The sequence below is a fragment of the Bacteroides neonati genome (assembly GCF_000499785.1).
Lineage (GTDB): Bacteria > Bacteroidota > Bacteroidia > Bacteroidales > Bacteroidaceae > Bacteroides > Bacteroides neonati.
In genome coordinates, this window is the sequence record NZ_HG726021.1 from 388757 (window position 1) to 411551 (window position 22795).

25 protein-coding genes are annotated in these 22795 nt (G+C 42.5%); 10 read left to right on the plus strand and 15 right to left on the minus strand.

Translation table 11 applies throughout. The features are described from left to right. Positions 1–17 precede the first annotated feature (17 nt). Positions 18–266: a transporter suffix domain-containing protein gene (locus TY03_RS11000; protein WP_024996466.1), complete on the minus strand. Its 249-nt coding sequence runs from the start codon at positions 264–266 to the stop codon at positions 18–20. Between the two features lie 277 nt (positions 267–543). Further along, the gene (locus TY03_RS11005) at positions 544–1719 is read right to left on the minus strand and encodes an acyloxyacyl hydrolase (protein WP_081698277.1); all 1176 of its coding nucleotides are present in this window, start codon (positions 1717–1719) and stop codon (positions 544–546) included. A 590-nt stretch (positions 1720–2309) separates the two neighbouring features. Here TY03_RS11005 and TY03_RS11010 point away from each other — a divergent pair. From TY03_RS11010 to TY03_RS11055, 10 genes are all read left to right on the plus strand, one after another. Next, complete coding sequence (locus TY03_RS11010; protein ID WP_226992511.1) at positions 2310–3944, plus strand: phosphoethanolamine transferase; 1635 nt, start codon at positions 2310–2312, stop codon at positions 3942–3944. 171 nt (positions 3945–4115) lie between these two features. Next, positions 4116–4922, plus strand: a complete 807-nt coding sequence (locus TY03_RS11015; protein WP_187373988.1) for an AraC family transcriptional regulator — start codon at positions 4116–4118, stop codon at positions 4920–4922. 8 nt (positions 4923–4930) lie between these two features. Further along, positions 4931–5482, plus strand: a complete 552-nt coding sequence (locus tag TY03_RS11020) for a flavodoxin family protein (protein ID WP_024996462.1) — start codon at positions 4931–4933, stop codon at positions 5480–5482. Positions 5483–5520: 38 nt separating this feature from the next. After that, entirely contained in the window at positions 5521–6069 is a 549-nt protein-coding gene (locus tag TY03_RS11025; RefSeq protein ID WP_024996461.1) for a flavodoxin, read from the plus strand. A 245-nt stretch (positions 6070–6314) separates the two neighbouring features. Continuing rightward, positions 6315–7607, plus strand: coding sequence for a TolC family protein (locus TY03_RS11030; RefSeq protein ID WP_024996460.1), 1293 nt, complete (start codon positions 6315–6317; stop codon positions 7605–7607). Between the two features lie 20 nt (positions 7608–7627). Continuing rightward, a complete protein-coding gene (locus TY03_RS11035; RefSeq protein ID WP_027317996.1) occupies positions 7628–8665 on the plus strand; it encodes an efflux RND transporter periplasmic adaptor subunit in 1038 nt (345 codons plus the stop codon). Next, positions 8662–11730: an efflux RND transporter permease subunit gene (locus TY03_RS11040; protein WP_074434166.1), complete on the plus strand. Its 3069-nt coding sequence runs from the start codon at positions 8662–8664 to the stop codon at positions 11728–11730. The genes TY03_RS11035 and TY03_RS11040 overlap by 4 nt, the downstream gene beginning before the upstream one ends. 243 nt (positions 11731–11973) lie before the next feature. Further along, positions 11974–12192 (plus strand): winged helix-turn-helix domain-containing protein, encoded by a 219-nt coding sequence (locus tag TY03_RS11045; RefSeq protein WP_024996454.1) that lies wholly within the window; start codon positions 11974–11976, stop codon positions 12190–12192. Between the two features lie 10 nt (positions 12193–12202). Beyond that, complete coding sequence (locus TY03_RS21465; protein WP_187373989.1) at positions 12203–13267, plus strand: sensor histidine kinase; 1065 nt, start codon at positions 12203–12205, stop codon at positions 13265–13267. A gap of 3 nt (positions 13268–13270) precedes the next feature. Next, on the plus strand, positions 13271–14038 hold the full coding sequence (locus TY03_RS11055) for a LytR/AlgR family response regulator transcription factor (RefSeq protein WP_042370023.1): 768 nt from the start codon (positions 13271–13273) through the stop codon (positions 14036–14038). A 153-nt stretch (positions 14039–14191) separates the two neighbouring features. Here the strand turns inward: TY03_RS11055 and TY03_RS11060 are convergent, their stop codons facing one another. The 13 genes from TY03_RS11060 to TY03_RS22180 form a co-directional block, all read right to left on the minus strand. Beyond that, a complete protein-coding gene (locus TY03_RS11060; RefSeq protein ID WP_024996451.1) occupies positions 14192–15148 on the minus strand; it encodes a PCMD domain-containing protein in 957 nt (318 codons plus the stop codon). A gap of 36 nt (positions 15149–15184) precedes the next feature. Continuing rightward, positions 15185–15400 (minus strand): winged helix-turn-helix domain-containing protein, encoded by a 216-nt coding sequence (locus TY03_RS11065; protein WP_024996450.1) that lies wholly within the window; start codon positions 15398–15400, stop codon positions 15185–15187. Positions 15401–15689: 289 nt separating this feature from the next. Beyond that, on the minus strand, positions 15690–15905 hold the full coding sequence (locus tag TY03_RS11070) for a hypothetical protein (RefSeq protein ID WP_024996449.1): 216 nt from the start codon (positions 15903–15905) through the stop codon (positions 15690–15692). A 6-nt stretch (positions 15906–15911) separates the two neighbouring features. Next, on the minus strand, positions 15912–16463 hold the full coding sequence (locus TY03_RS11075) for a DUF6549 family protein (RefSeq protein ID WP_230201965.1): 552 nt from the start codon (positions 16461–16463) through the stop codon (positions 15912–15914). Positions 16464–16497: 34 nt separating this feature from the next. Beyond that, on the minus strand, positions 16498–16710 hold the full coding sequence (locus TY03_RS11080) for a hypothetical protein (protein WP_051260480.1): 213 nt from the start codon (positions 16708–16710) through the stop codon (positions 16498–16500). A gap of 12 nt (positions 16711–16722) precedes the next feature. Continuing rightward, positions 16723–17175, minus strand: coding sequence for a glycoside hydrolase family protein (locus TY03_RS11085; RefSeq protein WP_024996446.1), 453 nt, complete (start codon positions 17173–17175; stop codon positions 16723–16725). Continuing rightward, a complete protein-coding gene (locus TY03_RS11090) occupies positions 17172–17459 on the minus strand; it encodes a hypothetical protein (RefSeq protein WP_024996445.1) in 288 nt (95 codons plus the stop codon). The genes TY03_RS11085 and TY03_RS11090 overlap by 4 nt, the downstream gene beginning before the upstream one ends. 141 nt (positions 17460–17600) lie before the next feature. Beyond that, the gene (locus TY03_RS11095; protein WP_024996444.1) at positions 17601–18089 is read right to left on the minus strand and encodes a hypothetical protein; all 489 of its coding nucleotides are present in this window, start codon (positions 18087–18089) and stop codon (positions 17601–17603) included. A gap of 56 nt (positions 18090–18145) precedes the next feature. Next, on the minus strand, positions 18146–18424 hold the full coding sequence (locus tag TY03_RS11100) for a hypothetical protein (protein ID WP_024996443.1): 279 nt from the start codon (positions 18422–18424) through the stop codon (positions 18146–18148). Positions 18425–18427: 3 nt separating this feature from the next. Then, positions 18428–19198 carry a 3'-5' exonuclease gene (locus TY03_RS11105; RefSeq protein WP_024996442.1) on the minus strand — a complete coding sequence of 257 codons (771 nt, stop codon included), beginning with the start codon at positions 19196–19198 and terminating at the stop codon, positions 18428–18430. Continuing rightward, positions 19180–19713, minus strand: a complete 534-nt coding sequence (locus TY03_RS11110; RefSeq protein WP_024996441.1) for a hypothetical protein — start codon at positions 19711–19713, stop codon at positions 19180–19182. The genes TY03_RS11105 and TY03_RS11110 overlap by 19 nt, the downstream gene beginning before the upstream one ends. Continuing rightward, positions 19714–21891 (minus strand): helix-hairpin-helix domain-containing protein, encoded by a 2178-nt coding sequence (locus TY03_RS11115; RefSeq protein WP_024996440.1) that lies wholly within the window; start codon positions 21889–21891, stop codon positions 19714–19716. Then, positions 21882–22784, minus strand: coding sequence for an NUMOD4 domain-containing protein (locus TY03_RS22180; RefSeq protein ID WP_051260479.1), 903 nt, complete (start codon positions 22782–22784; stop codon positions 21882–21884). The genes TY03_RS11115 and TY03_RS22180 overlap by 10 nt, the downstream gene beginning before the upstream one ends. Positions 22785–22795: the final 11 nt, after the last annotated feature.

The window sequence follows — 22795 nt, forward strand, 5'->3', positions numbered from 1 at the left end:
TTTTTTCTACAATTCTTTCAATGCTGGTCATTTGTCTCTTTTTTCCTGAAGAGAAAAAAGCGTGAAACTCCATTTTTAATTTTATTCCAGTATTCTTTTCCCAACAAGGCAATTGTAATTATGAACAGGACTTCATTTGTGATAAGCAAAGTAGTAATAATAATCGCCTTATTCGGGAAATCTAAAAAAGGAAGTATAGGAGTTATCCCCCAACAACATACTACAAATGCCAAAAGAGCTAGACCGGTTTTCTTTTTGATATTCATTTTCTTTAGTTATAATTACAACACAAATTAATTGCATGTCAATGTACTGCCTGATCCTTTTATGAATTGGAATTTTTCCTGCTTACATTCAATAAAACCTCTGGCAGGCACCATTAAAATATATTTTTAGATGATAATCAAAACCTGTTGATTGACTTTCTGATTTCAAAATTAGAACTCTTGTGTGGATTCATCAAGGTAGTTGTTCTAAAGTGCAGTTTTTACCTACTGAAGTGTAGATGGCGGATAATAAATTGAATGAATATAGTCCGCTTCACTAACGCTTACTTCTGATAGTATATCCCAGACTCAGAAACAGAAACTTGGCTGAAGAGAGGTTGCTGGCATTTACACCGACAGTTCCATATAAGTTTTCTTTTAGATAACATTTAAGTCCTATGATTTGATAGAAACGCTTATCCTGCTGGTTATGGACAACATTATATCCTAAATTGGCAAACAGAGAAAAGCCTTCTGCTACCAATTCACCGTAAGCAGCCACACCAAGTGACAACCTCCGGTGAAATGGAGCTAATCTGACCGATTGTTGGTCACCATCTACTTCTATTTCCGCATGACTGCTTGCGTCGTATACCAAATGGGCTGATATTCCGTATTTATAATTATAATTGGGAACAATGCAAAAGTTATAGTTCAAACCCGTTACATCGAAATTGTAATTGAGTGGCCTCCTCACATCCGACTTTTCAGAGTGGATCATTATCTGCCGCAATGAAGCGGTAACAGAAATATCATGCTCAAAATGCTTTTTAAACAAAGGCGGTTTCTCGATTGACCAAGGCTGACGGTCGGCTTGCCGGAATTTGTATCGTAGAGAAAGGGTAGGCGAAAACATATTCAATCCATTATTAGGCTTCCGGGTCCCCCCATTGGAGTAATGCGACAGCATGACACCTGCCTGTAAGTCCAGGTGTGGGTTGATATTCCAGCGCAGATGAGGTTCAACGGCAATAAAAACCGCCCAACGGGCGCCAATAGCACCATTTTCCGGATTAAGTGCCGGATCGTAAGGCTTCCAATTGAAAGAATATCCCAAATTACCTTCATAGCCGATAGATAACTTCGGAGAAAGTCTTTTCAACTCAGCTCCATAAAAAAGATACAAAGTGATGGGAGTTCCAATATCTTTGTTCCGGGAGAAATCTGTAAGATGCAGTCCGACTCCCATATAAGGCATTCCATATACTCCATCTTGCCACCTTCTGCCGGTAGAGGCATAACCATATTGCAGACTGACAGCGTTGAACCAAGGAATACGTTTATTCCCCCTTACGATAGGTGTGGTAGGAAGAACTGTACCTCCGGCTGATTTTATCTGCATAAATGGAATGTAATTTCTTGTTGAATCTTGTTGAATCTCTGTCCCCATTGCATTGAGAGATAGACCGGCAGCAAATAAAACTGCAATTATCCTGTTAATTATTCGTTTCATAATTTCCTGAGATTATTCTCTGAATTTATCTTGATGGCAACAAACTTAGCGTATTTAAAGAAGGTGGAATGAGTCTGGTTCCCCAGATGATAATATAGGCAACTTATGTGTAAGATTTCTTATTTGAGTTGCTTGTTGTGCTTAAAGTTCAGGGAATAGAGTTCAGAACTCAGTTCATTTTAGCTATTAGCAATTCAGTTGGTAAAAATTGCAACTTAGGCACAGGTCTATTATGTGTCGGCAAGGATTACTATAACTTTGCGCCAGAGAAAGGTAAGATAATGTCAGTAATCACATAATTAAAAACTCCGGATATGAAGACAGGAAAATATCTCAAACATTTTAGCTTGGAACAGCCTAAATGTTTCTTGCTGATATATAAGGTTACAGAAGCTATTCTAATGCTCGGCATTGTCTTGCTTATATCACTTTGTTATAAATATATCTGTTCCATATTTCGATAGTACTACACAATAAACACATTCTAACAGATTGAAGTAACTATGAGAACCTTTAGTTTAATAATGAGATTTACCGAAGAGTTAGGAAGAATACTTGTTGAGGGGTGGCGCCGTTTTGTGAAAGCGGAAATGTACTTCTATCTTTTTCTGCTCATCCTGGTTATTCCGAATATCATCCTATGTTATACGGAACCCTTGTCACTAATGGCTAAAATATGTAACGTCCTACTGCCGTTTGGTGTTTATTACCTGGTAATGACATTGTCGAGGAATTATGGCAGGACGTTTTGGATACTGTTTCCTGTTCTGTTTTTCGGTGCATTTCAGATCGTACTGCTTTTTTTGTACGGGCAATCGGTTATTGCAGTAGACATGTTCCTGAACCTGATAACAACCAATTATGGCGAAGCGATGGAACTGCTGGATAATCTGATGCCGGCAATCACTCTCGTTGTACTACTCTATGTCCCTGCATTAATCTTTGCTACCATGTCCATCATCGGGAAACGGAAGCTGTCATCCGTATTCCTCTCCCGGGAACGACCTATAGCCATATTGGCTTTGATCATCGGCATATTCTCATTGGGGATATCTTATCTGGCAGATAAGAATTACAAGCCAATGACCGATTTATATCCGGTAAACGTATGTTATAACGTGTACCTTGCTTTTCAGCGGGATGCAAAAACATGCCGTTACTACCAGACATCCGACAGCTTCACGTATCAGGCAAAAGCCTCCCACCCATTAAAAGAGCGAGAAGTCTATGTGATGGTGGTTGGCGAAACTGCCCGTTCCCAAAATTGGGCATTAAATGGATACGACCGTCCCACTAATCCCGAACTAAGAAAAGTAAAGGGGCTGACTTCCTTTACACAGGCATTCACGGAGACTAACACGACGCACAAAAGCGTTCCGATGCTACTTTCACCAATAACAGCCTACAATTTTGATTCTATCTATTATCAAAAAGGTATCATCACCGCTTTCAAGGAAGCAGGATTCCGGACGGCTTTCTTCTCCAATCAACGCTATAATAATTCGCTTATCGACTTTTTGGGTAAAGAAGCGGACACTTGGAACTTCCTTAAAGAGCGTGCTATCAATGCCAACCATATCGTTTATGACGACGAGCTCCTTGAGCTCGTATCCAACGAGTTGAAGAGTCGTGACCGGAAGCAGTTTATCGTGCTTCATACATACGGTTCTCATTTCAACTACAAGGAGCGTTATCCCTCAGAAATGGCTTTCTTCAAACCTGATACCCCTATGGATGCAACTGCGAAAAATAGAAATTCGCTATTGAACGCATATGATAATACCATCCGCTATACGGACTATTTTTTAGCTCGGCTCATCCGGTTGTTGAACGAAGAAGATATGAATGCCGCACTGCTATACACTTCGGATCACGGCGAAGACATCTATGACGATGACAGACATCTCTTCCTGCATGCCTCTCCGATAGCCTCCAGCTATCAGTTGCACGTTCCGTTTCTGATATGGATGTCTGATAAATACCAACAGACCTATCCGGAATCGCTCAAAGCAGTTCAGGCAAACAAGGTAAAGCGTGTATCATCCAGTGCATCATTTTTTCAAACGATGCTGGAATTAGGTGGGATCAAAACACCTTATCTCAATGATTCATTGTCTGTAACTAGTCATCTTTATGCGGGAAGACCGGGAGTCTATCTGAATGATCACAACAAGGCATGTTTATTGAATGAGGAACAGAGTAACTGCAATAATACATCGAGATAGACTAATTAGTCAAGTAAATTGAATCAAAAAGTCAAATGAGTAGGCTTGATTATCGCTAACTTTGCAGCATCAATCAATTAGAAATGTGGTTACTGAGAAATGAAGATGGAAAAAATTATCAAAGTACCGACGACTTTAGTAGCCAAGCCCGTCTTGTACGGCACGCTCGAAATGGACGGCTGTACCGTCATCCAGCAGTGCATCGACAGTATGGCTCGCAGCGGGACGATGTTTATGCAGTCGCACGTGCTGATTCTGATGCTCGACGGGCAGATCACATTCAGACATGGAAAACAGTCCCATGTGGTTCGCAAGAACGAAATGATTTTGCTAAAAAAAGCGACCTCTGTGCAGTTCGAGATGATGGGAGACGCTGAAAACGGGGATATTTATGACGGGACGATGATCTGCATTCAGAATGAACTACTGAAAGAGTTTATCACAACTGCTAAGATCCAAACACCTCAAGTAAAGGATATTGTAAAAACAGCGGTACACCCGATGGATAGCCGACTGATATCTTTCGTGCAGTCACTCGCACCCTACTATAATGCCCCGGTAACAATAAACCCGGCGTTATTGAAACTGAAAGTCATGGAACTGCTTTTCAATGTGGCGGAATGCAGTGAGGATGCGTTCAGGCAGATGTTACAGTTGCTGAAGCCCGTAAAAGCCGATATTCGCCACGTAGTCGAACATAATTATACCAACCCTTTAATCTTACCGGAACTTGCTTATTTGTCCGGTCGCAGCCTGTCGGGATTCAAACGCGAATTTCAAGCCATCTACAATATGCCGCCTGCACAATGGCTCCTCGGCAAGCGGCTGGAGAGGGCAGCGGATATGCTGAAAAATACACCCATGAGCGTTACCGATATATGCTTCACACTGGGATTTGAGAGTCCTGCCCATTTCTCCCGTGCGTTTAAGAAACAGTACGGATATTCCCCCGCTCATTATAAATTAAATAATCAATAAAAAGCAACATGAAAAGAATTGTAGTAATTACCTCCAGCCCACACAAAGACGGCAACAGCAATAAGTTGGCCGAAGCATTCATTAAAGGGGCAACCTCAGCCGGACATCAGGTGTCGCGCTTCGACGCTTCGTCCAAAGAGATAAAACCCTGCATCGGTTGCAATAATTGTTTTTCAAAAGAGGATTGTGCCTGTATATCCAAGGATGACTTTAACGAAGCGGCAACCCTCATTATGCAATCGGATATGGTGGTGTTCGCGACGCCAGTCTATTGGTATACCTATCCTGCGAAAATGAAAGCTGTCATCGATAAGTTCTATTCATTCCTGATGACGGATCGACCGGAGACCAAAAACAAAGAGACGCTTCTGCTGGCAGCCGCCGGAGATCAAAATACAGCCGTGTTCGACCTGCTTTTACAGGAGTACAAAATGACGGTTTCAGCACTTCAATGGAGTGCCCAAGAACCGTTGTTGGTTCCAGGCGTATTGGCTGTAAACGATATTTTGAAACAGCCGGGTTATCTCTCGCAGGCTGAAAATCTGGGGGAAAGCATCTGAAACATCTCTTTTATTCTAACAGAAAAATACAGAACATCATGAAACAACTTTTTTTAATGTTGGTTACGGCTTTTGCTATCACGTCTTGCGGACAGCACGCACAAGAAAAAACGCTCGTCGTTTACTTCTCGCACACCAATAACACGGCTACTATTGCTGAATATATCCAATCTCTAACCGATGCCGATACTTTTCGTATAGAACCTGTTATGCCCTATCCCTCGGTATACGAACAGCACGAACCCATAGCAAAGAAAGAGAGGGACGAACAGGCAAGACCTGCATTGAAAGCCGAAGTAGAGAATCTGAACGAGTATGACGTCATCTTTATCGGATTCCCCATTTGGTGGGAAGACGCTCCGATGATCATCGCCACTTTTCTGGAGAACCACGACTTCACAGGCAAAACCGTTGTTCCGTTCTGCACGCATGGTGGTGGCGGCTCCGGACAGGCTTTCGACCAGGTGAAGAAATATGCCTCCTCAGCTAAATACCTTGAAGGATACCAAGTTAAAGGCAGCAGGGCTACTTCAGACAAACCGAACGTCGAACAATGGTTGAAGCGAATCGGAAGGGTGAAGAACTGAAAACACGCGAAGAACCTATCCTATCCCCTGACCCGATAATCAACAAAACAGAATGCTTTAATAACCTCATCAACAGGAATTATAGCGGAATAATTAATCCTATTCCGCTATTTTTATTTGTTTTCGGCAGTTTATTCCCATTATACGCAACTCATTCGGCAAATATGACTGTTTATCCTATAGCCTATATACCTCAATAATTACCTCTGTAATTTTGCGTCAGAATAAACTAATTATTATTTCTGATGAAAAAAGTCTTAATCTTATTATCCGTACTTATTCCGTTTGTCGGGAACGCACAGGAATATTCTCTGGAGCAATATCTTGAGAAAGTCGAACGAGAGAATATAAGTATCAAAAAAGCGCAGAACGAAACGCAGCAAAGTGCAGAGGATGTGAAAATGGCACGTTCCGAGTATTTGCCGCAGATAGGAGCCACGGCGGGTTATCGTAGGGATTTCAATAACAGCTATATGTTTATCAACGAGGGAGAGTCTGGGATGGAGGGGGTTCCCAACAAATTCCCTGTGAATTTCAAAAATACACTCAATGGTGCCGTCACTCTGGAGCAGTCTATCTATAATGCCCCTGCCCTTGCCAACCAAAAAATAGCCAAGTTGGCAAACGCCTACATGAAACTGTCTCAGGCAGATCAGACCAATCAGGTGGTTAAGCAAGGTACACTCCTGTTTTATCAGGCGCTCTATGCGAAAGAGTCGCTCACTATTTTTTTAGAAAATAGTGCATTGGCACAGAATCAATACCAACAAGTCTGCGAAATGTTTGCAAACGGACTTGTCAGCGAGTTTGCCATGAAGCAATCCGAACTCTACTATCAGCAGACATTGCCCGATATTGAGAATGCACGGAAAACTGTCGGTAATCTATTACGTGAACTTCGCTTGCTTGCCAACATGACGGAGGAGGAACCGTTCGAGATAAAAGGTGAGATTGCCTTGCCGGACGCCTCTCTTGAAGCAACCGGTCAAGAACGTTTCCCCGGCGGTACACTGAAAATGGAACAAAGCATCAAACGTATGGATTTAGCAAAGCAGGAGATCTCTTTATCCAAGGCGGCGTTTCTTCCTAAAGTCACTTTCAATCTGGGTTACTCGCTGGACGCTTATGACGATAAATTCCGGTTCAAAGACAGAAACGGAGTCGGCTATGGAACGATCAACTTGAGCATCCCCATTTTTTCAGGTGGATACAATCGCTCCAAAGTACGGAAATCGCATCTTGCCTACGAAAAGAGCAAGATGGAATATATGGAACTTGGCAACCAACTGGAAAAGGAGTATCAAAGCCTGTTGGCTGACAAAACCGTTGCCTCTACCCAAATCAACACCATTCGTAAGATGGTGGAGCTGGCGGACAAGGAAATACAGGCTTCGGAAGAGAAACTGCGTTTGGGATTGGTCTCAAATCTCGAACTTCGCGAAACGCGTATTTCCTATATACAGGCAAAGCTACAACTACTCAACGCTACTCTCGACTATCAGGCTGCAATTGTGAATATTAAAAACTTACTGAAATAAAAATTAGAACAAATTATATCATGAGAAAAATTGGAATGATAGGGGGAATAATTATTTCCTTGCTGGGATTGGTTGCCTGCGGTGGAAACCCGACACCACAGACTCCTGTAGAGAATTCAAAAGATGCGGCCGTAATTGTCAATACTGCCCGGATAGCGTATGATGATGGTAGTGAGGAGAAACTCTATCATGCGGATTTGCAGTATGCACGCTCCTTTAAGTTTGCACCACAAACAAATGGCATTGCTACAAAAGTGATGATTAGTCCCGGGCAAAAGGTGTCCGAAGGGCAAGCGCTTATCGCTTACCCGGTACAGAATTATCAGCTTCAAATGGAACAGCAACAGGCTGTTTATAAAGATATGCAGAGTAAATTAGAGAAACAGAAAACGCTCCTTGCCAAAGGTTTCGTAGCACGACAGGCGGTGGAAGACCTTGAACTGGAAGTGAAGAACAAAGCCAAAGAGATACGGATACTGGAAGAGCAATATGTTGTCAAAGCTCCGTTCTCGGGTACTATAACAGATGTATCGGTAACCGAAGGTGACCATGTGATGGCAGGGACACAACTTTTTGTTCTGTCTGAAACGGACAAACTGACCGCAGAGTTTTTTGTGTCAATGAAAGAGGCATTTCTAATTAAGGATGGCGACGGCGTGACACTTGAATTGGGTTCACTACCTGAATTAAAAGGCAGGGTGGCACAGAAAAGTACCATTATGGACGACACACGCAAGGCTTATCGAATCAGGGCAGAATTCAGCAATCAGCAAGCCATAGCTGCCGGAGGAGTGACCGCCAACATAAGGATGAAATTGGCGGGAAGCGGTAATTCCATTCGCATACCGCTGACCGCTATTGCTTCTGTCGGAGGGAAAGACCTGATCTACAAATGTGTTCAAGGATATGCTACCGCCACTCCCGTCCGCATAGTCCGTATTGTGGGACAACAGGCCATTATCGAAGCAGGCGTACAATCGGGAGATGAATATGTCACTGTGGGCGTAGAAAAAATATCCGACAAATCGGCTATCAGAGCCACGAACTCAAACTTATGAAAATAACGAAATTTGCAATAGAACGTCCCGTTACCACCACGATGCTTTTCATTGCATTGGCATTTTTCGGGGTAATGGCTTATGTAAACGTAGGTGTCAATATGATGCCGAAAGTGAACAGCCCTTCCATTATGGTCACTACCGTCCTGCCCGGCGCTACGCCTGAAGAGCTGGAAAAGAATGTGACCGAAAAAATAGAGAAAGAAATTTCCGGATTGAGCAATCTGAAACGGGTCATCTCCTACTCGATGGAGAATGTGTCGACCGTACAAGCCGAGTTCCGTTCCAGCAAGAACGAGAACGAAGCGATGAACGAGGTCAAGGAGAAAGTAGAGCTGGCTATGGCTGAGATGCCGCAGTCTATCGAGCGTCCTCTGATACAAAAAACAAATATCAGCGATGTTCCTGTACTGACGATCGTGATGAGTGGCAATAAGTCCGGCAAGGAGCTGTACGACCTTGCAGATCAGAAATTGAAGAATCTCTTCACTCGCATCAACGGTGTCACTAAAGTGAACATTATCGGTGGCGAGAAACGCGAGATCAAGATTCTGGCCGATATGCGGCGAGCCGCCGAATTAGGTTTAGACCTGACTCAAGTAGGAGCAGCCATTCAGGCTGCCAACACCAAACTGCCCGGCGGTACGTACGACTACGACGGAATGAACTTTTCTATCGAAACCGGCCAGGAAGCATCTTCCCCTCAAGCCATCAGCGAACTGATGATCTCGCACAAAGGTTATCCGTTGTCTGTCCGCGAGTTCGCTGTGGTGAGCGACAGTGTCAAGCGTCCCACCAATAAGTCGACTTTCCACGATCTGAAAAACGACCACTATTACAGCAGTGTTGTTACGCTCAATATTCTCAAAGAACCGAATGCCAATGAAGTAAAATTGGCGAGAGCCATAAAGGAGAAACTCCCTGAATTCGAGAACGAGCTGCCCGAGGGTGTAACGCTGAGTATTCCGTTCGATAATTCTGCATATACGGAAAGTGCCGTAGACGATGCTTTGGTGAATGTCATTCTCGGCATTATTCTGACAGGGGTCATCCTTTATCTCTTTATCGGGGACTATCGGACGGTGATTATCGTGAGCATATCCATTCCGATATCTCTCATCGCCAGCTTCATCGTGCTGAAGCAACTCAATGCTACGCTCAACATGATGACGCTGATGAGTTTTGCCGTCTCTATCGGTGCGCTGATATCCAATTCCATCGTGGTAATCGAAAACATCATCCGCCTGAAAAAAGAGGGGATGCCGATCAAACAAGCTGCAATAGATGGTACGTCGGAAGTTACGATGGCGGTGATTGCATCGACAGGAACCAACTTAGTGGTATTCCTACCGATGGCTATGATGACCTCCATGGTGGGTGTGTACTTTGTGGAATATGCGCTGACTATTTCTGTTGCGACCGTATTCTCTCTGCTCGTATCGTTCACGTTGACACCCATGCTTGCCAGCGTTTTGCTGAAAAAAGACCTGAAAGCCACTAAATTCAACGGTTTTCTGGATCGCTTCTTCGACAACCTCTCCGAACGGTATGGACGTTCGCTGGAAAAACTACTGGCCAAAAAACGCAGGGGTGTATTACTTTTTGTCTCCATGATGGGAATCTTCATCGCTTCATTCGGTCTGATGAAGTTCATCGACTTCAATTTCATGCCGAAAGAAGATATGAACCTGGTGTTTGTGGAAGTCGAGCTTCCGGCAGGCTCCTCGCTGGAAACTTCGGGCGAATATGCCAAAAAACTGGAGGCGATCATCATGCGGCATCCCGAAGTGTCGGCCATGCAAACAGTGATTGGCGAGAAAGGCATCATGCCCAAAGGACCAAACCTGCTCAAGATAATGGCACACTTATACCCAGTTAACGAACGAGAGAGAAGCAACATACAACTGGCCGAGACTTTGAAAGCTCAACTTGACAGCATTCCGTCAGTGAAAGCACTGGTGTCTGCCAGCGGTATCGAAGGCGGTCTGCCGATTGCTTTCCTGTTACAGTCGGAAAACACGGAAGAGCTCAAAGCAACAAGCGCCAAGGTAGAGGCTGCTTTGTTGGATATGGAAGGAATCTCCGGCTACGAAGCGAGCAACCGTAACGGTAACCGTTTGATTCGCATTATTCCAAGGCCGGAAATCGTTTCACGGCTCAATCTATCGGTATTCGATGTCGCAACAGCCATCAATAGTGCCATAAATGGGATCAAAGTGGGTGTTTACAAGGAGAATGGAAAGGAATACGACATCCGAATCAGCTATAATGAAAATGATATTAGCGACTTAGCGCGCATCAAGAATATTCCTGTTCTGGCTAATGGGCAGCATTATACGGTGGAACGGTTGGCTGACATCTCCTATGATATTTCGCAGGCGCAGATCTATCACGTCAACAAACTCCCGACGGTGGAATTTGGCATAATGCCTAAAGACAATGTTTCGGACATGGAGATGCAGGGCAAAATCAATCAGTTGATGGACAACCTTCAGGCACCGAAATCCGTGACCGTGAAATGGGCAGGTATGGCAGAGGATATGGATGAGTCGCTGCGCGATCTCTCATTTACGCTAATCCTGTCGATTATACTACTATATATGCTAATGGCTTCGTTGCTGGAAAACTTCTGGCATCCGTTTCTATTGCTTACCACCTTGCCGATGGCTATGATCGGGGTACTGGTACTTATCTTCCTAAGCGGAACATCAATGAATATGCTTTCGCTGATTGCCATTATCACTTTATTGGGATTGGCGGTGAATGATAGTATCCTGATATACGATTACAACCGGCAACTGCTTGCCCGGGGAGAGTCGTTACACCAGGCAACCATACAGTCGGCAAAGACAAAGTTGAAAACGGTTATCATGACCAGTGTGGCTATCGCTGTCGGTACACTTCCCAATGCGCTGGAATTCGGTGGAGGAGCCGGGGCTTCCTTCCGTACTCCGATGGCATTAGTAACTATCGGAGGTATCATTACCTCGACTATCCTGACACTATATGTAGTTCCTGCTTTGTTCTACATGGTGAAGAAGCGTACAAAATTACCTGGATTATAAAAGAAACCTTCCAAATGATGGGTACTGTTTTTTGATGAGTAGTAATTTAGTTCGTCAGGCACTTGCGCTTGACGGGCTTTTTTTAAGAGTATATTGTCTTTTTAACGACTCATTCAACCAGTTTATTTTGGTCAGGAGCAATTCAGTTATCAAGAATAACAGTTTGTCAGTCAACTTATGAGTGGTTGTGAATGGTTTCGTATCTTTGTGTCGAGAAAATAATAATACCTAAAAACAAAGTTTATGGATAATAATCAAATTAGCATCAATGCAGATATTGTTCTACAATTGATGAACAATACTCCCTCCGGTTTGACATATAATGAATTGAAAGAAAGGTGTCATTTATCAGATAAAGATTTAAGTATGGCCATAGGCTGGTTAGTACGTGAAAATAAAATCATGTATTTATCTGATCTGGATAATGATAGATTGTATCTGAATGTCTACTTTTACTTTTAAAAACAAAGTTATGGCACAAAAAAGTTATATGAACTGGCAGACAGCTTTCTGTCTTGCCGCCTTTATCACACTGATATTCGTGTTACCAGTATTTTCTCCCTTGTATCTCAAAATGATGGGAGGCGAGATGTTCGGCTTTGTAGACTCTGTACCCAAATATGTGTCTTTGCTCTACAGTACAGGGAGCTTCTTCCTCCTTACATTTTTGCTCTTCGTATTCGATTTTCAATTGTTGAAGGGGAGATATGCAGTAACGGAGCGGAACTGGTATTTTATGGGCGGAGTGCTCCTGATAACGCTGCTATTCAGCTTTTTACAGTTGCCGTTATATAACAGCCTGTTCACATCGGAGAATGTATGGTCTTTCTCTTCCTACATATTCGGATCAATCATTCTGATGAATGTATCGCTTGCTTTAATGGTGGTAGCCGTTTCGTACATTATTTATTTGTCCGAGAAGCGTCAGTTCCTGGCTCTTCAGTACGAATCCCTCAAAGTGGAGAATATGCAAATACGCTACCAGGCACTTAAGAATCAAGTCGACCCGCACTTTTTGTTCAATACAATGAGTATTCTTGATTCACTGGTGGATGAAGATAAGCAAAGAACACATGAATACATTCAGCGCTTTTCCTCCGTTTACCGTTACATTCTTCAGACCAAGGAAATTGTGACTCTGGATGAAGAACTCCATTTTACTGATGATTACTTCGGGCTACTGCAAGTCCGCTATGGCGAGTGTCTTCAGCTTAAAACAGAGATAAACTTTGCGCTCAAAAACTATTCTGTCGTTCCGCTCAGTTTGCAAATACTAATCGAGAATGCGGTGAAGCATAATATCATTTCCCGGCAGCATCCACTCTGCATCACAATCAAAACGACTAACGATCGCCAACTGATTGTGAGCAATAACTATCAACCCAAAACTATGCCAAGTGCAGGTGTAGGCATCGGTTTGGCAAACTTGTCGGAACGATATGCGTTAAAGTGGCAAAAAGATATTACTATCGAACAGACAGAAGATGTATTTGAAGTGACAATACCTTTAGTATTCGAATCTCCTAAAACCACATAAGCCATGAGAGTAATCATCATAGAAGACGAAAAACTGACAGCCAAAAAGCTGGTTGGTTTGTTAAAAGAATTAACGCCTGATGCTGTTGTCATGGGCATATTGCAATCAGTTAGTGAAAGTATTGAATGGTTTGGGAATAACCTGATGCCCGATTTGATTTTCATGGACATACACTTGGCTGATAATCTTTCCTTCTCCATATTCGAAAGTGTGGAAATAACATGCCCTATTATCTTTACTACTGCTTATGACGAATATGCCTTAAAAGCATTTGAGGTGAATAGTATTGATTACCTGCTAAAACCCGTCAGTCGCACGTCCCTGCAACGGGCATTGGACAAACTGAAACGTTTTTCTGCTGTTTATCAACCGCAGGAGACTGCCGAACTGATCAAAAAGGTTGCCGATACGATACTACAGAGAACCACTTCCTATAAATCATCGCTGTTGGTATCTGTTCGAGACAAACTAATCCCCATCAAAGTTAGCAGTATCGCATATATTTATTTGGAAGATAAAAATGCTATTGCCATACAATATGACGGTACAAAAAGTCGCATCGGCGGTTTACTGGATGACTTGATGAAACAACTTGATCCTACGATGTTCTATCGGGCAAACCGGCAGTTCATAGTGTCAAAGGCAGCTATAACTGATATTACGACTTGGTTTAGCAACCGTATGATAGTCAATCTTAACGTATCTGTTCCAGAACGTATCATCGTGAGCAGAACCAATGTGCAGGAATTGAAAAAGTGGCTGACGGAATAATATTATTACCATAGAGTAATTTCATAATCAGACTCCAGTCTTGTGATAACTCTTATTCCCAGATTCATTGTTTTTACTTTTTGTTTACGTATATAAACAATGTAATGAGTTATTTGTATACGCAAATTACTGATGCAGGAAATAATCTTTCGTTCAATACACTAATTTTACATTATCAATCCAAAGAGTGTTCCCGGGCGAACCGATGAAAGGGCCTCCATGACTGGATGAAAACTGTAGCATCATGTGTGTCGGGATTTCATCGGCAGCAGCCCATCCTATTTCTTTTATCGGAACGCTTTCTCCTTTACTGTTCCTTGCATAATCTCCTGTTCTTAATCCCATGATTTCTGATACATAAGAAGAATGCCTGGTAATGTTACCGTAAAGGATTTCATACATGGCACCATTTATCCAATCATTCGAATTCTTATCATATTTCGCAACCATTGTTCCCACTCGCTTTGCCGTGATATTTCCATAAATATCCTCCGTACGTTTTTGCAGAAAAAAAACTACGATTGCGCAATCACGTCCTTCCACCTGTCCTTTTTTACTGAAACCGGTCAACCGGATGCGGTCTCCGGCATTAGACACTTTAACTTTGTAGTCATAGCATACAGCTCTGGGACGTTGAGTAAAGGGAATTCCACAATTTATATATTTCTCTGCATCTGAAGTCCCTGTAATCGGTTCCTGCATATCACCGAGGAAAAGGGAACCTGTTGCTAAAACTCTTATATTAACGAGGCCCAGTACCTTCACGCTTTCAATATGAGTTTCCAGGCGGGCACAATATCCCTTATCGCGTGTCTCTTTATAAACCGTTGTGTTTGTCTTTGTAATTCCCGCTACTTTCGCCATTACGTTGGAAGTTCCCCAAGGAGAGTCCCCCAGATTTTTGTATGGATTGTTGGTTTCAATATTTCGCGCTGGACCTATTTCATAAAGAAGCTTATATTTGCCTCCAATAATATTGGATTCATGAATCTTACGGGTTTCCCACTGATCCATATCTCCATATTTTATAGGTACAATTTTTTCTTGAGGCCAACTGTACAGTGGAATAATAATTATTGCAATAGCTGATAATCTATTCATATATTCCATTTTTATGCAGTTTGTTTTATATATCCTAACACTCGTTTAAAAGTAGAAGTAAATATTCAAATACAACCTTTCTTCACCATGAGTAGATGAGAATATTACTTTGTCTTCACCAATTAACAAACCTATTGCCAAATACAAGTCTTTGTCAGGTAATCCACTCTTTTCTTTCAACTCATTAAATGTGAGACCAGCAGTATTATTCATCAAGCGGGAAATAATACCCGCATTAATACGGATTTTATCGTTGTACATGGTTTGTAGTTTACTGTTTTATAAGTTTCTATTTGAAAACAAAGTTACATCAGTAAATGTAATTGCATATAGATTATGGAATAAGCTGCCTTTTAAGGCGAATAAACTGTAAATGGGAAAGATGAGCTGATAATTACAAAAGCAACTGTATAAAATAATAAAACGACAGAAAATAATCGTAGATGTATTTGCTTTAAGTAAGAATTTTATTGGAAAACAACTTCACAGAAAGCTTGATCTTATGGAACTATATATCAATAAATATATATTATCCATACATTTCGAGAAATCAACAAATAAACCGTCCGATTTCCTCAATCTGTTTCTCCGTTTTGACCTTCATCGTGTCGAGAGAAGCATTATCTTCTTTCAGCATCTCAATTTGACTATTGTTATTGGTAATCTGATTGGTTATATCCGCATGAACTGATTTTAACTTCTCAATGGCTGAAACAAATACCTTATTCGCTTCTTCGATTCTCGTTTGAAATGATTTCGTAAACATATTTTTTTATTTTTGAATGATGATGTATTCTGAGTATTTAATCTCCACGTGCGGATTGTCACTGGTAATGGTCTGATGAATCGCAACTACCTTTTTCCAAAACAGCCAACGGCGTTTATACTCTATCCATACCGCTTGTCTTAATGTGACAGGAAGATGAATTTTACCTATCAGGCTATCCTTTTCGATAATACCGGATAACTGGAGATAGGGTGTAATCATCGACACCGATTTGACTATCACAGGAACAGTGTCTCGAATGACAATAGAATCTCTCACGGATGCTTTTATATCGGCATTGACCTCTAATTGATGCTTGGCAGCCGCTTTTAGGTTTTTGATTTTGACCCCCATCTGCTTGATTTTAACTAAATCCTCAGCCCTGTATCGCTCCATCTCATCAACCGTAAGTCGAAGCGTTTTTACGTCCGTTGCCATCGTCGTGGAATCAATCCGCCACTCCTTCATCTCAGAAAGTAAAGCGTTGCTGTTCATCTGGTATCGATCTCTCTCTTTTTTGATAGAGACGATATGCCGTTGTTGTACCCATACTGCCATTCCCAGCCCTATAAAGGCTAACACACCTAATAACTTAATCTTGTTCATAGGCTGATTCTTGGGGGATAAACCATAAAAACTCTTCTTTATAGGTATCGGGGAATAATACCATATATCCTTTGGATTTACGTTCCGGTTCTGTTAAAGCCTCCAAAACAATACCGGCCTCACCAAGTAGCCCGTCTAATTTCAGCTCCGTCAGTTCCTGTGAAGGAATGACTGTTATTTGACTTCCTGTGGTAATCATATCTTTTGTTCATTATTCGTTATATAATAGGTTGAATTCTTCTTTTCTCCGCTTTTCAAGTTGACTTGAGACCTTGCCATTAATGAGTCGGAATGTGATATAGTCGTGATAAACGTCTCGATATCCCGCTTTGAGTTTTTGAGCCAAACGGCTTTTCAGGACTCTGCTCTCACCCATGTTGTAAGCCAATGTTGCCAGTAGCAGTGAATCTCTGCCAAATGCCCGAAATGTTTTACATCGGCGAAACAAGTCGGCACGAAGCAACGAATCGGCACTTTGTGCGTTCATATTAGCAAAGTGTTCTCCTGGTAATAGTTTATGCCCATAGCCGACATACGGGTGATGCTTTGAGGAGTGCAAGCCCTCGTATCGCTTGATGCACTCTACCGCAACATCAAAGGGCGATCCAGCCTGAGCGGAGAGAACCGATAAAGACGATACGAAGGCAAGCAACACTCTTCTCATCGCTGTTTGAGCAGTTCTTTTATATCTGCTCGCATCTCACGCAAGTCGGTCTGGATAGATACGAATTGCGTCATAGTGGCTTCGAATACCGCTTTATCCAGTTTGATAGCGTCGATTCGGTCGTACTGGTCAGCAATTTTGAGTTCGAGAGCCTTGCACTTGGTGGTCAGTTCCTGAATGTGAGCGGTGTTGTTTACATGCTGCACATACATCGTTACCGTGAACGAAATGACGACAATGAGCGAGCGGATGTTGTTAGAAACAAAGTCTTTGAATGATGTCATAATGATTATTGTATTAAAATTGAAAAAGCGTCTTTAACTGCCCTGATAAGCGCATCTGCCGCAGCCGAATCTTTGAATACTCCATAAATCACAAGGATTATGATTATTAAAACATATACTATCCTTTCGGCTGTTTTTTGACTAATCTTCGGTTTCACGAGGCGGTGTATTTTGAGGTACAATGACATTGAAAATAATATTGCTGTTTTCATTACCACCCTTACCCGTTTGGCTCTGGACGTTCTTAATGGGATAAATCTCCATCAAAGCTTTAGCGGCATTAACCGATACGGCACGAAGCGGTGCCGGAGAAAGCGGGACACCAAATTTGTCCACATACTCACCTTTAGCCGTTTCTGACATTACAGCCTTTAGCGTCTCAGAGACTTGCAGTTTCACGGCTGCCGCTTCAATATCTATATCCCTTTGGGCTATCAGTTCCTTGATGTAAGCGGTAATATGCTCTTTGGCAAACAGGCGGCGAGCAGCAAGGGCAATGTTTTTCTTATCCTCTCCAAACACCTCCCTGTAACACGCCTCAGCTTGTCCGGCAAACTCTTTATCACCATCGACAAACAATTCGCAGAATTCAATCTCCGCATTGGTTAATTTTATATCTTTCTCGTCCATACTTACTTTCTAAAAAAAGCCCGGAAGGAAATCCAGGCCTTAGTTTCCTTTGTATATTAAGGAATAGTGGTTTCATCTGATGGTGGTTTAACCAAATATGATTTTTCTTCGATTAATTGCTCCATCAACAGTTCATAAAAGACCTGAGCCAACGCATCGGCAGAGGCCTCGGCATCTGATAGAGAGTTAATGGTACGCATATTAAAAGCTATATTCAGGTCATAACCTGATATTACAGCCATCATCTCGGTACCATCATAGTTCACCGCTCCATAAGTCATCCGGTCTGATTGCTTGAACGAAACTACCTCTTCGTTCTTTTCGGCCTCATTCATACTCTAAATCTTAAAATGGGTTCTTGTTTTTTCCTTTTTTGCAATAGTAACGTCGCCACCTTCTTGCCGGAGCCGGGCCGAGCAAACAGCCGCCACGTTCAACGTAGCCGTCACGTCGGCACCCGCGTCGTGCGCATCATCGAGTTCAATGCCTAATCGTTCCGCTAATAGTTCGAGTTTGTATGAGGTTACATCCGGCAGATGAGCAAAAGCGAATCGTCCCAAATCAATGGTATCGACGTAGTGAGGCTGAAAGTTTCCGTAAAAATCAGTTGTTCCGGCGAACACTTTCTCAAACTCTTTTACCAATCCGGCGTAATTCATCATCTGTTGCAAGAACCCAATATCAAATGTGATGTTCTGACCGATGAGTATGGGTTTAGATTGATGTCCCTTACTCAGGGTATTATGTTTGGCAAACTCTATCACGCTGGTTGCCACTTCTTTTATATCCACTCCCATCAGGTTGAGAGTTTCCATTGTAATGCCTGAATAGGTTAGAGCAGCGGGTTCGTATTTCATCGGCTCTCCTTGTTCTTCCTCAAAAAGGGTTTGACGGGTTTTAAGTACCTTGCGTTTGGGTACGCCTCCGACTTCTTGTTTACGGTAGGGAGTGATGTACTTCTCATAGCGGTCAATCACCTCCCATGTATCCATTCGAACCGCCTGCATAGCCAACTGCGTACAAGCCGAATCAACACAGGTCAATCCTCCGGTCTCGAAATCCAGCACGATGGCCGTGTAAATTTTTGCTTCTACTTTAGGTGCTGCCATTGCTGAATCTTTATATAGGTTTCACGAATCTTGTGCTCAAACTCTTCAAGTGTACCGTTGTTCTCTATGACGTAATCGTAATAATCCAGCGGCAGTGGTGTTCTATCATCGTCTCGCTTGATTCTATCCGGTGCAATGCCCCGCTGAATCAAAGCGTCTGTTGTTGATTCCACCCGAATAGAAATAATATTGAACTTGTGGCTCTTTGTCTCTTTCAGATACTTCAAGCCTCGTTCATCTACCACATAAGCGCAGTGCTTTTGTGGTGGTACCTGGTCTTCCAGTGCAAAATACTCATACTCGGCAAATCGGGTATAGGACAACATCTGCGAATAGCTGAAACGGTGTGTGTTACTGATGTAATAGTGATCAATGCCCTCAATCTCTCCCTCTCGTGCCGGGCGTGTAGTGTATGACACGATCAGAAATACGTTCAATTCATTTTGCAGAAGCTTCGAAAGATAGGTCTTGCCTGAACCGGAAGCTCCCACAATGGCAATGATGGTGGGTTTCATTTACATTTGTTCCATGATGGATGATTTATGAGTGTTCAAACTGTTCGCTCCCGTGTAATCACTATACTTAATGATGGCGGTAACGATAATCACTTTATCTTTGAGTGTGGTAATTGGAGCCTTGAACTCGTTGAGAAAGTCGCTCCAACAAACCAACTCCATCAGGTCATTATTCTGTTGTAGTGTCAGCTTGGCAAACTTCTTTTTCTCGCCGCTAGTCTTGTCTTTGTAAGATTTCTCCTCGACTTCGATCACGGTGGCACACACAACGATACGTTTGCCCTCGTTATCCAAATCCATTGCGCTGCGAAGCTCCATCCAAGAGGCTTTACCCTTGACTTTCGGCTTAGTCTTCGAGGCATCGAAAATTCTACGGTAATCAATAGAGCCGATACCGGAAACAGCTATCTGTTGCATTGACCAGTAGTAATGTTTGTCCAGTAAATCGGTCGGAAAATCTTTCTCCGGCAACTCAAAGCCCAACTCGTTGGCAGCACGTTGCACAATCCCGTATCGGTCAGTGATGGTTTCAAGCCGTTCGATATTGTCAAAGCACCCTGCAAGAATCATATTCTTAACATGCCGGGCATTGACAGGTACACGGGTTACTTCGTCCGCATTGTCCGGATCATCCCAGTAACTGTATTTTTTCAGTTTGTAGCGGAATATCCGGTGAATAAAGTTTTCAATGGAAATAAAAACACCGCCTCGGTTCCTTTCAGCTATAATATACTCCACTGCTTTTGCTCCGAGCATCTTAATGCGGGTCAGCGACCAAAATATCTCGTCGGTCTGATAGTTGGTAAAAAACTTCACGTCGGACACATTTATATCCGGGGGTACAATCTTCGCCTTGGAACATTGCTCCATTTCCGACATCAAAGCGGGAATCTCTTTATCGTCCGCCCATTGAAGGGCAACGGTGTAGAATGCGGTCGGATAGTTGGCTTTAAGGTAGGCTCCGACATAGGCAGTAATGGCGTATGCAGTGGCGTGGCTGGAGTTAAAAAGGTAGCTGCCAGACAGTTGTATAATATCCCAAATCTTCACGGCATCTTCTTTAGGACAACCTCGCTCTTTCGCACCTGACATAAACTGCTCTCTCATAGCGTGAATCTTATCCATTCGCTTCTTAGAGATTAGCTTTACCAGATTAACACCGTCACCTAACGAAAAGCCACCTACTTCACGGGCTATTTGGGCAACCTGCTCCTGCATAACAATCAAGCCGTATGTATTTTTCAACGCCTCGTATGTGCCCCATAGATAAACCGGCGCTACCTCGCCACGCTTGTAAACCAAATATTTCTCCGTGGAGCCAGCCTCGATAGGAGCCGGACGATAAAGAGCCGCTGCCGCAATCAGGTCACCTATACAGTCGGGACGCATATCCATCAAGAACTTGGTCATACCACGGCCTGAGAACTGAAAGACGTTTTGGCTAAATCCATTTGAAAGTATCTTATAAGCCTTCGGATCATTTAGGTCACCCTTAACAATCTCCTCAAACGTAACTCCCGCATTATACACACGGTTACACTCGTTGATGGTGGATTGGATTTTAGATAATTCCTTGATGCCCAGACAGTCGTTTTTGAGCAATCCCACCTCGTCCAGCGAATAGCCGTCAAACTCCGAGACAAGCATATCATCAACCTTCTTGATGGGCGTGTAATCAAAACACTCCATCTTTTCACCATCTTTGGTTTCCGGAGTGATAAGTATGGCCGAAGCGTGTACCGAAGCCGAGCGTGGTTGCCCCATCAAAGGGCGAATGTCCTCAATGACCTGTGGGTAATCCTGAATAAACTTGTTTACCTTCTTATTGACTGCGGCCAACTGAAATAGCTCCGTCCAACCCATCTTATCATCCTCAAAAATGGCTGTGATGTAGTTTACGATGCTCAACGGCACTTTATGCACCCTCGAAACATCTTTGAGCACCGCTTTGAGTTTTAGTGTGGCGAGCGTTCCGGCTGAGAATACACGTTGGTTACCATTGACATTATATCGTCTCTCCAGATACTCCTTGACTTCTTGTCTTTTATCACTTTGGAAATCACAATCGACATCACCGCAGCTACCACCACCCCCTTGTCGATAACCGTCCAAAACAACTGTATCAAGAACGACTATCGGACTATTAGATATTTTTTGTTTGACACATACTATTTGCATTGCCTGTATATTTTAAAATTAACTATACTGGATATAGTTTGCTTGCATACATCGAATGCTATGGCCAAATCTCTTTGCGCTACTCCCAAATTATTCAGTTTGCGAATCCTTTTGACATCAATGTTGGATAATTTGGCATTAGAACTAAATTGACCATAATCTTTTTTGAGCTTTTCGTCAATTGCATGTTGGTAATTCTCTTTTCGAGTGCACATTTCCAAGTTACATACGCAGTTATTATAAACATTACCATCGATATGATTAATCTCGCACTCAGAATCCCAGTTTGACAAAAAACTCATTGCGACCAATCTATGCACCATGTATTTTGTGGCGACATTACGCATACTTAAATTTACCGCTAAGTATGGAGATGTTTTCCCACTACCAACTCTTAAAATCTTTGAGGGGAAGGATGTCTTTTTACCATTCTTGTCAATAAACGACCTAACGGTACTTCTAACTCTTCCAATGCTGCTCACTTCATAAAATCCTTCAAATCCGGGAATCTTACGCCAGTTCTCTTGAATAATGGAATCTTCCATTATTTTAGTTGCTTTCAGAAACATTGCTTTTCTGTGCATTCCTGTAATGATGTTTTTTACATTTTTTCTAATTTCCTTCGTCTTAGAATTGAAATTCTGCATTAGCACTTCATATATTCCATTTTCTGTCAGCATCCATGCCTCCTGTTCACCATCAATGGTATAAACAATGTTTAGTATCTTTTCGTCATCGTCGATTGACCGTAACATCACTGAGGAATTGTCGTGTTCTATCCACTCAGCCACATCCTTAGCCAGAAATAGCGGATTCTCAAAATCACCATACACATTAACCTCCTGGTTCAGAATTTGCTGCGTTGAGAGCAGCACTGCATTTTTTGTAGCCATACTAATTGAAT

Coding starts and splice junctions, on each gene's coding strand:
- TY03_RS11015 (WP_187373988.1), top strand. CDS start 4,116: ATGGACGGCTGTACCGTCATCCAGCAGTGCATCGACAGTATGGCTCGC.
- TY03_RS22180 (WP_051260479.1), bottom strand. CDS start 22,784: ATGGCTACAAAAAATGCAGTGCTGCTCTCAACGCAGCAAATTCTGAAC.
- TY03_RS11085 (WP_024996446.1), bottom strand. CDS start 17,175: ATGAGAAGAGTGTTGCTTGCCTTCGTATCGTCTTTATCGGTTCTCTCC.
- TY03_RS11070 (WP_024996449.1), bottom strand. CDS start 15,905: ATGTTTACGAAATCATTTCAAACGAGAATCGAAGAAGCGAATAAGGTA.
- TY03_RS11075 (WP_230201965.1), bottom strand. CDS start 16,463: ATGGCAGTATGGGTACAACAACGGCATATCGTCTCTATCAAAAAAGAG.
- TY03_RS11055 (WP_042370023.1), top strand. CDS start 13,271: ATGAGAGTAATCATCATAGAAGACGAAAAACTGACAGCCAAAAAGCTG.
- TY03_RS11045 (WP_024996454.1), top strand. CDS start 11,974: ATGGATAATAATCAAATTAGCATCAATGCAGATATTGTTCTACAATTG.
- TY03_RS21465 (WP_187373989.1), top strand. CDS start 12,203: ATGGCACAAAAAAGTTATATGAACTGGCAGACAGCTTTCTGTCTTGCC.
- TY03_RS11060 (WP_024996451.1), bottom strand. CDS start 15,148: ATGGAATATATGAATAGATTATCAGCTATTGCAATAATTATTATTCCA.
- TY03_RS11030 (WP_024996460.1), top strand. CDS start 6,315: ATGAAAAAAGTCTTAATCTTATTATCCGTACTTATTCCGTTTGTCGGG.
- TY03_RS11095 (WP_024996444.1), bottom strand. CDS start 18,089: ATGGACGAGAAAGATATAAAATTAACCAATGCGGAGATTGAATTCTGC.
- TY03_RS11090 (WP_024996445.1), bottom strand. CDS start 17,459: ATGACATCATTCAAAGACTTTGTTTCTAACAACATCCGCTCGCTCATT.
- TY03_RS11025 (WP_024996461.1), top strand. CDS start 5,521: ATGAAACAACTTTTTTTAATGTTGGTTACGGCTTTTGCTATCACGTCT.
- TY03_RS11000 (WP_024996466.1), bottom strand. CDS start 266: ATGAATATCAAAAAGAAAACCGGTCTAGCTCTTTTGGCATTTGTAGTA.
- TY03_RS11100 (WP_024996443.1), bottom strand. CDS start 18,424: ATGAATGAGGCCGAAAAGAACGAAGAGGTAGTTTCGTTCAAGCAATCA.
- TY03_RS11080 (WP_051260480.1), bottom strand. CDS start 16,710: ATGATTACCACAGGAAGTCAAATAACAGTCATTCCTTCACAGGAACTG.
- TY03_RS11035 (WP_027317996.1), top strand. CDS start 7,628: ATGAGAAAAATTGGAATGATAGGGGGAATAATTATTTCCTTGCTGGGA.
- TY03_RS11115 (WP_024996440.1), bottom strand. CDS start 21,891: ATGCAAATAGTATGTGTCAAACAAAAAATATCTAATAGTCCGATAGTC.
- TY03_RS11005 (WP_081698277.1), bottom strand. CDS start 1,719: ATGAAACGAATAATTAACAGGATAATTGCAGTTTTATTTGCTGCCGGT.
- TY03_RS11110 (WP_024996441.1), bottom strand. CDS start 19,713: ATGAAACCCACCATCATTGCCATTGTGGGAGCTTCCGGTTCAGGCAAG.
- TY03_RS11105 (WP_024996442.1), bottom strand. CDS start 19,198: ATGGCAGCACCTAAAGTAGAAGCAAAAATTTACACGGCCATCGTGCTG.
- TY03_RS11040 (WP_074434166.1), top strand. CDS start 8,662: ATGAAAATAACGAAATTTGCAATAGAACGTCCCGTTACCACCACGATG.
- TY03_RS11065 (WP_024996450.1), bottom strand. CDS start 15,400: ATGTACAACGATAAAATCCGTATTAATGCGGGTATTATTTCCCGCTTG.
- TY03_RS11020 (WP_024996462.1), top strand. CDS start 4,931: ATGAAAAGAATTGTAGTAATTACCTCCAGCCCACACAAAGACGGCAAC.
- TY03_RS11010 (WP_226992511.1), top strand. CDS start 2,310: ATGTACTTCTATCTTTTTCTGCTCATCCTGGTTATTCCGAATATCATC.